General features: G+C 69.8%; 10 protein-coding genes. 4 read left to right on the top strand and 6 right to left on the bottom strand.

Annotation, left to right across the window (positions count from 1 at the left end):
* Positions 1–241: 241 nt before the first annotated feature.
* Genes ACFJIT_RS08895 through ACFJIT_RS08885 form a run of 3 tightly spaced genes read right to left on the bottom strand, consistent with a single transcriptional unit; the run spans position 242 to position 1,641 of the window.
* Positions 242–505, bottom strand: coding sequence for a LiaI-LiaF-like domain-containing protein (locus tag ACFJIT_RS08895; protein WP_379655618.1), 264 nt, complete (start codon positions 503–505; stop codon positions 242–244).
* Positions 506–556: 51 nt separating this feature from the next.
* On the bottom strand, positions 557–973 hold the full coding sequence (locus tag ACFJIT_RS08890; RefSeq protein WP_379655617.1) for an HIT family protein: 417 nt from the start codon (positions 971–973) through the stop codon (positions 557–559).
* Entirely contained in the window at positions 970–1,641 is a 672-nt protein-coding gene (locus ACFJIT_RS08885) for a dienelactone hydrolase family protein (RefSeq protein WP_379655616.1), read from the bottom strand. The genes ACFJIT_RS08890 and ACFJIT_RS08885 overlap by 4 nt, the downstream gene beginning before the upstream one ends.
* Before the next feature lie 166 nt (positions 1,642–1,807).
* Between ACFJIT_RS08885 and rimO the strand changes: the two genes are divergently transcribed.
* Positions 1,808–3,181 (top strand): 30S ribosomal protein S12 methylthiotransferase RimO, encoded by a 1,374-nt coding sequence (gene rimO / locus ACFJIT_RS08880; protein WP_379655615.1) that lies wholly within the window; start codon positions 1,808–1,810, stop codon positions 3,179–3,181.
* 163 nt (positions 3,182–3,344) lie between these two features.
* Here the strand turns inward: rimO and greB are convergent, their stop codons facing one another.
* From greB to ACFJIT_RS08865, 3 genes are all read right to left on the bottom strand, one after another.
* Entirely contained in the window at positions 3,345–3,851 is a 507-nt protein-coding gene (greB, locus tag ACFJIT_RS08875; protein ID WP_130518891.1) for a transcription elongation factor GreB, read from the bottom strand.
* Positions 3,852–3,902: 51 nt separating this feature from the next.
* On the bottom strand, positions 3,903–4,334 hold the full coding sequence (locus ACFJIT_RS08870; RefSeq protein ID WP_379655614.1) for a hypothetical protein: 432 nt from the start codon (positions 4,332–4,334) through the stop codon (positions 3,903–3,905).
* A gap of 95 nt (positions 4,335–4,429) precedes the next feature.
* Positions 4,430–5,938: a helicase HerA-like domain-containing protein gene (locus tag ACFJIT_RS08865; protein WP_379655613.1), complete on the bottom strand. Its 1,509-nt coding sequence runs from the start codon at positions 5,936–5,938 to the stop codon at positions 4,430–4,432.
* 171 nt (positions 5,939–6,109) lie between these two features.
* Here ACFJIT_RS08865 and ACFJIT_RS08860 point away from each other — a divergent pair, with 171 nt between their 5' ends.
* From ACFJIT_RS08860 to ACFJIT_RS08850, 3 genes are all read left to right on the top strand, one after another.
* Entirely contained in the window at positions 6,110–7,699 is a 1,590-nt protein-coding gene (locus ACFJIT_RS08860; RefSeq protein ID WP_379655612.1) for a transglycosylase SLT domain-containing protein, read from the top strand.
* Positions 7,700–7,907: 208 nt separating this feature from the next.
* Positions 7,908–9,134, top strand: a complete 1,227-nt coding sequence (locus ACFJIT_RS08855; RefSeq protein ID WP_379655611.1) for an efflux RND transporter periplasmic adaptor subunit — start codon at positions 7,908–7,910, stop codon at positions 9,132–9,134.
* A 72-nt stretch (positions 9,135–9,206) separates the two neighbouring features.
* Entirely contained in the window at positions 9,207–12,440 is a 3,234-nt protein-coding gene (locus ACFJIT_RS08850) for an efflux RND transporter permease subunit (protein WP_130522208.1), read from the top strand.
* Positions 12,441–12,457 lie beyond the last annotated feature (17 nt).

The raw sequence follows: 12,457 nt of genomic DNA, 5'->3' as shown, positions 1-12,457 counted from the left end.
GGAGCCGCCCTTGGGGCCCTTTTGGCCAATGGCGGCGATGAGGCTTTATCGGTGAGGCCCTATCGTCGCCAGCATGAAACGCCGTCGATTCATTATTCAGAACCCGCAGGCGATGCTTGACGAGTCGAAGCATCGCGCTCGGTCGGGTCGAGGTCGGTCGGCGAGGTGAACCCGCCGGCCCGCGCGCCCTCATCAACCGGTCTACGCTCCCGAGCTGCGGCGGAGCCTTCCTCTATTGGGATCAGGGAACGTCGCGGCAGCGCGCCGGTTGGCCGCTGGCGCGGCGCAGCAGCAGGTTGATGCCACCCAGGATCAGCAGCAGCGGCCACCAGGTGGCGATGAGCTGGCCCACGTCGAGGCGTGAGAAGCCCAGGTTTTCCAGCAGGAAAAGCGTACCCAGCACGATCAGGATCAGGGCGGGGATCAGGTGGCGGCGCATGACGGGCATCCATTCGGAAGGTGAGGCCATCGTGCGCCCGCGGCCGCGGCGGATCAGGTGCCACAAGTCAACTTCTGTCGTGCCGGAAGGCATCCGGCGCAGGGATGGCGCGTGCCATCAACCCAGCAACGTGCGCCAGTACGCGATGCGCGCCTGCAGTGCGTCGGGCGCGTGGCGTTGGGCGGGGCCGCTGCCCCAGACCGGGCCTGGCCAGGCGGTATCGCCTTCGTGGCGGCCGACCAGGTGCACGTGCAGCTGGCGCACGATATTGCCCAGCGCGCCGATATTGAGTTTGGTCACGCCCGGCTCGGCGCGCACGCAGGCGCCGGCGCGGTTGACCTCGGCCAGGAGCAGGCGTTGCTGGCCGCCGTCAAGTTCGATCCATTCGCTGGCGCCGGCGACGCGCGGCACCAGCAGCAGCCAGGGGAAGCGCGTGTCGTCCATCAGGCGAACCTGCGAGAGCGGGCCGTCGGCGATGAAGGCGCTGTCGGCCGCAAGACGCGGGTCCAGCGCGAACGCGGGCGTCGCGCTCAACCGATGTTTTCCTGCAGGAACGCCACTGCGCGGCCGAAGGCCTGCTTCGCGCTGGCCTCGTCGTATACCGCCGGGCTGGCCTCACGGTTGAAGCCGTGATCGGCCGGGTAGGTGAACACGTCCATGTCGGGCCAGGCCTGGCGCTGGGCCTCCACGACCTCGGCGGTGATGTGCTTGTCGCGCTCGCCGAAGTGGAACTGCACCGGCACCTTGAGCGGCTGGTCCAGGAACTGCGCGTTGCGCCCGCCGTAGTAGCTCACGCTGGGCAGGCCCAGGCGCTGGGCGCAGAGCAGGGCGACGGTGCCGCCCCAGCAGTAGCCGACGGTGGCGACCTTCTCGTTGGCCGCGGCGGTGCGCGCGGCGTGTGCGGCGATCTCCACCACGTCCACGGCGGCGTCCAGGCCGATGGCGCCGACCAGTTCCAGGCCACGCTTGGTGCCGTCCTGGTCGTAGGGCAGCTCCAGGCCGGGTTCGACCAGGTCGAAGAACGCCGGCGCGATCGCCAGGTAGCCCTGCGCGGCGTACTGCTCGGCCACGCCGCGGATGTGTTCGTTCACGCCGAAGATCTCCTGGATCACGATTACGCTCCCGCGCGAAGCGCCGGCCGGCTCGGCCTGCCAGGCCGCGACCGGACCCTTGGAAGTGGAAAGCGTGATCCATTGGCCCATGGCGGGAACTCCTGTCTGGCGAGGGGGACGGCCAGTCTAGGGGCTGGCGCGTTCAGGAAAGGCAAGCCCGCCGGTCCGCACCGTTGCCGCGGTGGTGTTGCAGCCGCGCGCCGGGCGGGCCCGGCGCGCGGCGTATAATCGCCGGCCGCTCATCCCTGTGTCGCCCATGCCAGCTGCCGCCCCCAAGGTCGGCTTCGTCAGCCTCGGCTGCCCGAAAGCCCTCGTCGATTCCGAACGCATCCTCACCCAGCTGCGCGTGGAGGGCTATCAGCTGTCCGGCAGCTACGACGATGCCGACGTGGTGGTGGTCAACACCTGCGGCTTCATCGACGCGGCCGTGACCGAGTCGCTGGAGGCCATCGGCGAGGCCATGGCCGAGAACGGCAAGGTCATCGTCACCGGCTGCCTGGGCAAGCGCGCGGACATGATCCGGCAGGCGCACCCCGGCGTGCTGTCCATCAGCGGCCCGGCCGACTACGGCAGCGTGATGTCGGCCGTGCACACCGCCGTGCCGCCGCAGCACAATCCTTATCTGGACCTGATCCCGGCCCCGCGCCTGACCGGCGAGGACTTCGCCGCCGGGATCAAGCTCACCCCCAAGCATTACGCCTATCTGAAGATCTCCGAGGGCTGCAACCACCGCTGCAGCTTCTGCATCATTCCCTCGATGCGCGGCGATCTGGTCTCGCGGCCGGTGGACGAGGTGCTGCGCGAGGCCGAGAAGCTGGTCAAGGGCGGGGTCAAGGAGCTGCTGGTGGTCTCGCAGGACACCAGCGCCTACGGCGTGGACCTGAAGTACGCCGCGCGCACCTGGCAGGGCCGCGAGTACCAGACCCGCATGAAGGCCTTGTGCGAGGGCCTGGGCGAGCTGGACGCCTGGAGCCGCCTGCACTATGTCTATCCGTATCCGCATGTGGACGAGATCATCCCGCTGATGGCGCAGGGCAAGGTGCTGCCGTACCTGGACATCCCGCTGCAGCACGCCAGCCCGCGCATCCTCAGGCTGATGAAGCGCCCGGGCGCGATCGACAAGACCCGCGAGCGCATCGCCCGCTGGCGTGAGCTGTGTCCGGACATCACCCTGCGCAGCACCTTCATCGTCGGCTTCCCGGGCGAGACGGAGGCCGAGTTCGAAGACCTGCTGGACTTTCTGCGCGAGGTGCGGCTGGACCGTGTGGGCGCGTTCGCCTATTCGCCCGTGGACGGCGCCGGCGCCAACGCGCTGCCCGATCCGGTGCCGGAGGAGGTCAAGCAGGAGCGCCTGGCGCGCTTCATGGCAGTCCAGGCGGAGATCTCGGCCGAGAAGCTGGAGGCCAAGATCGGCAGCGTGCAGCGCTGCCTGGTCGACCTGATCGAGGACGGCATCGCGGTGGCGCGCTCGGCCGCCGACGCGCCGGAGATCGATGGCCTGGTGCATATCCAGGATGGCGAGCAGGCCGGACTCAAGCCCGGGCAGTTCGTCGATGTGACCATCGTGGACAGCGACGAGCACGACCTGTTCGCCGAAGTCCTGCGCCGCGAGCTGCCGGTCCTGTCCTGATCGACGGGATTTCAAGGTGGGGCGCCTCCTCTGGTAGAGCGGAGCTTGCTCCGCTGGGGCCTGCCGAAGATCCGGCCGGAAGGCAGCGGAGCAAGCTCCGCTCTACAGGTAGGACGCGATGTGATCGGGAGCGACTGCTGCTTCCACCATGCGCTTGCAGGCCTCAGCCTGCGCCGTAATCCACATCCACGATCACATAGCGCTGCATGCCGCCGGGCAACTGCGCCTCGAACTCGTCGTCCAGCCGCTTCTTCAGCATCGCCCGCGCCAGCGGCGAGTCGATGCTGATATGGCCCAGCGCCGCGTCGGTCTCGTCCGGGCCGACGATGCGGTAGCGCGCCGTCTCGCCGGTGACGATGTGCTCGACCTCGATGCGCGCGCCGAAGAACACCGCCTGCGGATCGCTGGGCCGGGTGTCGACCACGCGCAGCGCTTCCAGCCGCTTGCTCAGATAGCGCACGCGCCGGTCGATCTCGCCCAGCTGCTTCTTGCGATAGGTGTATTCGGCGTTCTCCGAGCGGTCGCCTTCGGCGGCGGCCGCGGCCAGCGCCTTGACCACCTCTGGCCGGCGCACGCGCCACAGTTCGTCCAGCTCGGCCTTCAGGCGCGCATGGCCTTCGGGCGTGATCAGGGCGGTGCTCTTCTCGGCGGGCGGGCGCCAGCGGCTCATGCGGACAATGCGGTCATGCGGCGGCGCGGCGACGGCGCGCCGCGCGGACGATCAATGGACGCGCTTGAAGACATAGGCGCCGTCCTGGCTGCGCAGCTCGTCGGCGCTGATCACGTCGAAACGCACGGCCTGGGCGGCCTTGTCGGTGGGCGTCAGCAGCATCACGCCGGTGCCGGCGGGCGACCAGGTGCCGCTGCTGGTCAGTTCGGCGCCGCCGGCCTTGAGGGTCTGCCGGTATTCGCCGTCGGCCTCGATCACCAGGGTCGAGGCATTGCCCTCGAAATCCCCGGCCAGGGCGCTCGCCGCGATGACCACGCCTTGCTTGTCGCTGATTTCCGCCGGGGCGCCGGTGGCAGGCGGCGGCGTCTGAGCCGGCGCCGTGGACGCCGGCGCGGGCGTGGTGGCCTGCGGGGTCTGCGCGGGCTTGCAGGCGGCGAGCCCCACGGCGAGAAGGGCACAGCACAGCAGGCGCGATCGTGTCATGGCAATTCCTGAGGTCTTCTTGGGGCAGGCGGAGCCTGCGCAGGGGCGAGCTTGGCAAAAAGCGCCGGCGAGTTGAAGCGCGCGGCCGCGCGCGTTCAGCGCCGGCGGCCGCCGAACAGGCCGCCCAGCACGCCGCGCAGGATCTGCCGGCCGACCTGATTGCCCACGGTGCGGGCGGTCTGCTTGGCCATGGCCTCGACCACGCCCTGACGGCGGCCGGTGCCGAACAGGATGTCCTTGGCCATCTGGCCGAAGCCGCCGCCGTCCTCGTCCTTGGCGCCGGCCTTGCCCACCGGCGGCGCCTGGGCCTGTTCGGCCGCGGTCTGCGCGCGCTTCAGCAACAGCTCGGCGGCCGATTCGCGGTTGACGGCGGTGTCGTACTTGATGCCGACCGGGCTGCCGGCGCGGACCTGGCTGCGTTCGGCCTCGCTGATGGCGCCCATGCGGCAGCGTGGCGGGGCGATCAGGGTCTGCTCGACCGGCATCGGCACGCCCTTGTCCTGCAGCGTGGACACCAGGGCCTCGCCGGTGCCCAGTGAGGACAGGGTGCGCGCCACGTCCAGCTTGGGATTGGGCACGAAGGTCTCGGCCGCGGTCTTGACCGCCTTTTGGTCGCGCGGGGTGAAGGCGCGCAGCGCGTGCTGCACGCGGTTGCCCAGCTGGCCCAGGATGTTGTCGGGCACGTCGTCGGGGAACTGCGAGCAGAAGTACACGCCCACGCCCTTGGAGCGGATCAGCCGGACCACCTGTTCGATGCGCTGCTGCAGCGCCGGCGGCGCGTCGTCGAACAGCAGGTGCGCCTCGTCGAACACGAACACCAGCTTGGGCTTGTCCAGATCGCCCACCTCGGGCAGGGTCTCGAACAGCTCGCTCAGCAGCCACAGCAGGAAGGACGAATACAGCCGCGGCTTGAGCACCAGCTGGTTGGCGGCCAGGATGCCGATCACGCCGCGGCCATCGGTCCCTACGCGCATCAGGTCGGACAGCTCCAGCGCCGGCTCGCCGAAGAAGCCGTCGCCGCCGTCCTGCTCCAGGCGCAGCAGGGCGCGCTGGATCGCCGCCACCGAGGTCGCGCTGACCAGGCCGTATTGGGTGGAGACCGCGCTGCGCTCCTCGACCACCAGGTTGAGCAGGGCGCGCAGGTCGGGCAGGTCGAGCAGCAGCAGGCCGCGGTCGTCGGCCAGCTTGAACACGATGTCCAGCACGCCGGACTGGGTGTCGTTGAGCTCCAGGATGCGGCCGAGCAGGGTCGGTCCCATCTCGCTCACCGTGGTGCGCACCGGATGGCCGAGCTTGCCGTACAGGTCCCAGAAGATGGTCGGCGAGGCCGCCGGTGCGTAGCCGGGCACGCCGATCTGCGCGGCGCGGGAGGCGACCTTCTCGTTTCCGTCGCCGGCCACGGCCAGCCCGGCCACATCGCCCTTCACGTCGGCCATGAACACCGGCACGCCCAGGCGCGAGAAGCCCTCGGCCAGCGTCATCAGGGTCACGGTCTTGCCGGTGCCGGTGGCGCCGGCGACCAGGCCGTGGCGGTTGCCGAACTTCGGCAGCAGGTGGACGGGGATGTCGTCGGTGAGGCCCTTGCCCAGCAGGATCGGATCCATGGATGTTCTCGCGTCAGGTGCCGCTGATTTTAGGCACAAGCCAAGCCCGGCTCGCGAACGCGCGCGCGCGTCGGCATGCACGGCCGCCAACGCGGTGCCGCGCGCGACCTTGCCGCTGCGGCGCGCGCGCGGCTACCCTGCCGGGCCGCTTTTCGCCCGTTCGTGTGCCTGATGCCCCTCCTGTCCCGCGTGGTGCCGCTGTCGTTCCTGTTGCTGCCGCTGCTGGCGGCGCCCGCGCAGGCGCGCGTGTCGGCCCGCGACCAGGCCGCCGCCGACGCGCTGACCCAGCGCATGGCGGCCGCCGAGAAGCGCTACACCGATGCGCTGGTGCTGACCGCCAACGCCGATCCCAAGGGCCAGGCCCAGGGCGATGCGGCGCTGGAGGACATGGAGGACGTGCTGGACGCCTGCACCAAGCAGAAGGGCTGCCAGATGCACACGCTGCTGGCCACCTACAAGCGCCTGCTCAAGGCCCAGGTGGATGCGCGGGGCGAGGACGACAGCGATGACCTGGTCGGCGAGGCCGGCAGCAACGATCCGCTCGACGACGGCACCGACCACAGCGCGCCGGCCAGCGCCGATGTGCCCGATTCGACCCGCACCGCGCGTCTGCTCGACGACGAGCGCCATCCCTTCGACAGCATGGTCGAGTACAACCCGGCCGTGCAGGCGGGCATCCGTCGCTGGCTGACGGACATGCGCGGGCCGCTGATCGACAGCTACGAGAACTACATGAATCTGCGCTCGCAGATGCTGCCGGCCTGGCAGATCACCGGTCTGCCCGAGGCGCTGCTGTTCGGGATCATGGCCAAGGAGTCCTACGGCCGGGTGCACGTGTCCTCGCGCGCGGGCGCGGCCGGGCTGCTGCAGTTCATGCCGGCCACGGGCAGCCGCTTCGGGCTGGGCATGGACGGTTCGGGCTTCGATACCCGCTTCGACCCGTACGCGGCGACCGAGGCGGCCGCCGCGTACATGAACGAGCGCATGGGCGAGCTGGGCCGCAACATCGAATTCGCGCTGGCCGCCTACAACGGCGGGGAAGGGCGCGCGGTGCGCATCTACCGCGAGCATCCGGGCAGCTTCTGGAACGCGGCGGCCTACAACCAGTTCCCGGCCGAGACCCAGGACTACGTGCCGATGGTGATCGCCGCGGCCTGGCTGTTCCTGCATCCCAAGCAGTACGGGCTGCAGTTCCCCAAGGTGGATGCGACGCCGGCGCCGCTGAAGCTGCAGCGCACCGCCTCGATCTACGAGCTGACCATCTGTCTGGGCACCGGCCGCACGCGCGAGGGCTTCATGCGCGCCCTGCGCAACCTCAATCCGCGCTACCAGGCCGAGACCTGGATCCCGGCCGGCACCGTGATCAACGCCAACCAGCACATGGTGAGCCTGTACAACCGGCTGTGCGTCAAGGGGACGACCGCCGAGCTGGCGCACACGCTGGTGACCGCCACGGTCGATTCGGCGATCAAGTACGACGGCCCGCGCAGCACGCGCGTGGCGGTGGGCGATGTCAGCGGCGTGCCGGTGGAGGCGCCGGCCGGCGTGCCGACCACCGTGGCCACCGGCAGTCCCAGGCCGGCCAAGCCCAAGGCCCGGCAGGTGCGCAGCTACAAGGTGGCCCGCGGCGACACGCTGGGCAAGGTGGCCGGCAAGTTCCAGTGCGAGCTGGGCGATCTGGCCAAGGCCAACAAGCTGCGCGCGCCGGCCTACGCGCTCAAGCCGGGACAGACCATCCAGCTGGTCGGCTGCGACCGCTGAGCCCGGCCCGTTGGCCGCGCCGCTCGACCTGGTCGGGAGGCGGGCGGGCATGTCCGGTGGATGACATCCAGCCTGCTGTTGGCTGAACGAAGCCGCCTGCACGCGTGCTGCCCCTGTCATCAGTCATGCAGGCACGCGCGTTACCAACCGCTAACCTTGCATGTCGTAGGCGGGGAACACGCCGTCCCCCATCCCGGAGAATCGTTGCATGTCGCGTAAATGGAAGATCGTCCTGTGGACGGTCGTGGTGGTGGTCGTGGTGGTGTTGGGCCTGCGCGCCTGCGGCAAGCGGGGTTCGGGCGATGCGGAGATGCGCCAGGGCGGCCAGGACAGCGACAAACCGGTCCCGGTGACGGTCGAGCCGGTCACCACCCAGGACGTGCCGGTCTACCGCAGCACCACGGGGACCGTGACCGCCCTCAACACCGTGACGATCAATCCGCAGACCGGCGGGCGCCTGATGAGCCTGGACTTCACCGAAGGCCAGCCGGTCAAGAAGGGCCAGCTGCTGGCGCGCATCGACCCGCGCGAGCTGCAGGCGACCTACGACCAGGCCGCGGCCTCGCGCAAGCAGAACCTGGCCCAGCTGCAGACCGCGCGCGACACCAATGCGCGTCTGACCGATCCCAAGTACAGCCAGTACGTGGCACGCACCGACCTGGACACCCAGAAGAACCTGGTCGCCCAGTACACGGCCGGCGTGGCCGCCGCCGAGGCGCAGATGCAGGCCGCCGCGGTGCAGCTGGGCTATACCCGCATCGTCTCGCCGATCGACGGCATCGCCGGCATCCGCGGTGTGGACGTGGGCAATGTGGTGACCACCAGCTCCTCGATCGTGACCATCACCCAGGTCGAGCCGATCTACGCCTCCTTCAGCCTGCCGGCGCAGGACCTGGACGTGGTGCGCGCGGCCCAGGCGCGCGGCAACGCCCCGGTCGCCGCGCTGGATGCCACCGACCAGCATGTGATCGTCGCCGATGGCGTGCTGGACGTGGTCGACAACCAGGTCAGCGCCGACAGCAACACCTTCCGCCTGCGCGCGCGCTTCCCCAACGCCGACCACGTGCTGTGGCCGGGCCAGTTCGTCAACGTGCGCCTGCAGGTGGACACGCTCAAGCAGGGCATGGTCGTGCCGACCCGGGCCGTGCAGCGTGGTCCGGACGGCGACTACGTCTATGCGCTGGACAGCGACAACACGGTCAAGATGACGCCGGTCACCACCGGCGTGGAGGTCGGCTCGACCCACATCGTGGTGACCAAGGGCCTGACCGCCGGGCAGCGCGTGGTGACCGAGGGCCAGTTCCGCCTCAAGCCCAACGCCAAGGTCAATCCGCTCAAGCCCGGCCAGGCCCCGCCCGAGCCCACCGCCGCCGAGCTGCAGCAGGCCATGCAGGGCCAGCGCGGCGGCGGCCGCCGCGGCCCGCCCGGTCGCTGATCCAATCGATCCACAGCCCGCGCAGTTCCACGCGCGGGCCGCCGCACGACGCTTCGACAGGACGGACTTCCCTTGGGCTTCTCCAGCATCTTCATCCGCCGCCCCATCGCCACCACGCTGCTGATGATCGGCGTGATGCTGCTGGGCATCATGGGCTACCGCAGCCTGCCGGTGTCGGCGCTGCCCGAGATCGATTCGCCCAGCCTGGTGGTGACCACGCAGTACCCCGGCGCCAGCGCGGCGACGATGGCCGCGCTGGTGACCACGCCGCTGGAGCGCCAGCTGGGCCAGATCTCCGGCCTGGACATGATGACCTCCGACTCCTCGGCCGGCCTGTCCACGATCGTGCTGCAGTTCGCGATGGACCGCGACATCGACGTGGCCTCGCAGGACGTGCAGTCCGCCCTGCGCCAAGCCACGCTGCCCAGCGGCCTGCCGTACCAGCCCACCTACAACCGGGTGAACCCGGCCGATGCGGCCATCGTCACCCTCAAGCTGACCTCCGACACGCTGCCGCTGCGCGAGGTCAACCGCTACGCCGACTCCATCCTGGCCCAGCGCCTGTCGCAGGTGCCGGGCGTGGGCCTGGTCTCAATCGCCGGCAACGTGCGTCCTGCCGTGCGCATCCAGGTCAATCCGGCCCAGCTGTCCAACATGGGCATGACTCTGGAGACGCTGCGCAGCGCGCTGACCCAGGCCAACGTCAACGCGCCCAAGGGCTCGCTCAACGGCGCCACCCAGACCTACAGCATCGGCACCAACGACCAGATCGACGACGCCCAGGGCTATAACGACACCATCATCAGCTACAAGAACGGCGCCCCGGTGCGACTGGGCGATGTGGCCAAGGTGGTGGACGGGGTCGAGAACGACCAGCTCTCGGCCTGGGCCGACGGCAAGCAGGCGGTGCTGCTGGAGATCCGCCGCCAGCCCGGCGCCAACATCGTCCAGACCGTGGCCGCCATCCGCGCGCTGCTGCCGCAGCTGCGCACGGTGCTGCCCTCGGAAGTGAAGCTGGACGTGTTCTCCGACCGCACCGAGACCATTCGGGCCTCGGTGCACGAGGTGCAGTTCACCCTGGTGCTGACCATCGGCCTGGTGGTGGCGGTGATCTTCGTGTTCCTGCGCCGGCTGTGGGCCACGGTGATCCCCTCGGTGGCGGTACCGCTGTCGCTGGTGGGCACCTTCGGCGTGATGGCCTTCGCCGGGATGTCGCTGGACAACCTGTCGCTGATGGCGCTGGTGGTGGCCACCGGCTTCGTGGTGGACGACGCGATCGTGATGATCGAGAACATCGTGCGCTACATCGAGCAGGGCCGCAGCGGTCCGGAGGCGGCCGAGGAGGGCGCGCGCGAGATCGGCTTCACCGTGCTGTCGCTGACCATCTCGCTGGTGGCCGTGTTCCTGCCGCTGCTGCTGATGCCGGGCGTGACCGGGCGACTGTTCCACGAGTTCGCCTGGGTGCTGTCCATCGCGGTGGTCATCTCGATGCTGGTGTCGCTGACGCTGACGCCGATGATGTGCGCCTACCTGCTCAAGCCCGACGCGCTGCCCGAGGGCGACGACGCGCACGAGCGCGCCGCGGCCGCCGGCAAGCGCAACCTGTGGACGCGCACGGTCGGCCTGTATGAGCGCACCCTGGACTGGGTGCTGGCGCGGCAGAAGCTCACCCTGATCGTGGCCCTGGCCACGGTGGTGGTGACGGTGCTGCTGTACATCGCCATCCCCAAGGGCCTGCTGCCCGAGCAGGACACCGGCCTGATCACCGGCGTGGTCGAGGCCGACCAGACCGTGGCCTTCGAGCAGATGCAGGCGCGCGTCCAGGCCGTGGCCGAGGCGCTGCGCCGCGATCCGGCGGTGACCGGCGTGGCCGCCTTCATCGGCACCGGCACCATGAACCCGACCCTCAACCAGGGCCAGGTCAGCATCGTGCTCAAGGAGCGCGGTCAGCGCGAAGCGCTGGAGACCGTCGTGCCGCGCCTGCAGAAGGCCGTGGCCGCCATTCCCGGCGTGGCCCTGTACCTGAAGCCGGTGCAGGACGTGACGCTGGACACGCGCGTGGCCGCCACCGAGTACCAGTTCTCCCTGTCCGATGTGGACACCGCCGAACTGCAGACCCAGGCCGACCGCATGACCGCCGCGCTGCGCCAGCGGCCGGAGCTGTCGGATGTGGGCAACAACGCGGCCAACGCCGGCCGCGCGCTGCTGGTGGACGTCAACCGCGACACCGCCAGCGCCCTGGGCGTGCCGATGCAGAGCATCGACGACACCTTGTACGACGCCTACGGCCAGCGCCAGATCTCCACCATCTTCACCTCGCTCAACCAGTACCGCGTGGTGCTGGAGGTCGCACCGGAGTTCCGCACCCAGGACGCGCTGATGAACAAGCTGGCCATCGCCAGCAACGGCAGTGGCGCGCTGACCGGCACCAACGCGACCGTGCTGGGCCAGGTGACCTCGTCCAACTCGGCCACCGCCACCGGCATCGGCAACGCCAACACCGGCATCACCGTGGGCAGCGGCGGGGCGATCCCGCTCTCGGCCCTGGCCACCGCCAAGGTCGGCACCACGCCGCTGGTGATCAGCCACCAGCAGCAGCTGCCGGCCACCACGATCTCCTTCAACGTCAGCCCCGGCTATTCGCTGTCGCAGGCGGTGGCGGCGATCAACGAGGTGCGCGATCAGCTGGACCTGCCGCAGACCATCCGCACCGAGTTCATCGGCAAGGCGGCCGAGTACTCGACCAGCCAGTCCGACGTGGTCTGGCTGCTGATCGCCGCGGTGGTGGTGATCTACATCGTGCTGGGCGTGCTCTACGAGAGCTACATCCACCCGCTGACCATCATCTCCACGCTGCCGCCAGCCGGCGTCGGCGCGCTGCTGGCGCTGTGGCTGTGCGGCTTCAGCCTGTCGGTGGACGGCATCGTCGGCATCGTGCTGCTGATCGGCATCGTCAAGAAGAACGCGATCATGATGATCGACTTCGCCATCGAGGCCCGGCGCACGGGCCTGAGCGCGCACGATGCGATCCGCCGCGCCTGCCTGCTGCGCTTCCGCCCGATCATGATGACCACCGCCTGCGCGCTGCTGGGCGCGCTGCCGCTGGCGCTGGGCGACGGCATCGGCTCGGAGCTGCGCAAGCCGCTGGGCGTGTCGATCGTCGGCGGTCTGCTGCTGTCGCAGCTGGTGACGCTGTACACCACGCCGGTGATCTACCTGTACATGGAACGCGCCTCCGAGCGCGTCCAGCGCTGGCGCGATGCGCGCGCCGCGCGTCATGGCGCCCCGGCGCCGGAGGCCGGCTGACGCTCGCCGCAAGGCGA

The organism is Pseudoxanthomonas sp. UC19_8, from assembly GCF_042700505.1.
Classification (GTDB): Bacteria; Pseudomonadota; Gammaproteobacteria; order Xanthomonadales; family Xanthomonadaceae; genus Pseudoxanthomonas_A; species Pseudoxanthomonas_A winnipegensis.
Note: the sequence above shows the minus strand (reverse complement) of the source record. Positions and strands in the feature narration are given on the sequence as shown.

Bases quoted from the DNA above. Each gene is read 5' to 3' on its own strand.
- ACFJIT_RS08885 (WP_379655616.1), bottom strand. From the start codon at position 1,641: ATGGGCCAATGGATCACGCTTTCCACTTCCAAGGGTCCGGTCGCGGCC.
- rimO (WP_379655615.1), top strand. From the start codon at position 1,808: ATGCCAGCTGCCGCCCCCAAGGTCGGCTTCGTCAGCCTCGGCTGCCCG.
- greB (WP_130518891.1), bottom strand. From the start codon at position 3,851: ATGAGCCGCTGGCGCCCGCCCGCCGAGAAGAGCACCGCCCTGATCACG.
- ACFJIT_RS08870 (WP_379655614.1), bottom strand. From the start codon at position 4,334: ATGACACGATCGCGCCTGCTGTGCTGTGCCCTTCTCGCCGTGGGGCTC.
- ACFJIT_RS08865 (WP_379655613.1), bottom strand. From the start codon at position 5,938: ATGGATCCGATCCTGCTGGGCAAGGGCCTCACCGACGACATCCCCGTC.
- ACFJIT_RS08860 (WP_379655612.1), top strand. From the start codon at position 6,110: ATGCCCCTCCTGTCCCGCGTGGTGCCGCTGTCGTTCCTGTTGCTGCCG.
- ACFJIT_RS08855 (WP_379655611.1), top strand. From the start codon at position 7,908: ATGTCGCGTAAATGGAAGATCGTCCTGTGGACGGTCGTGGTGGTGGTC.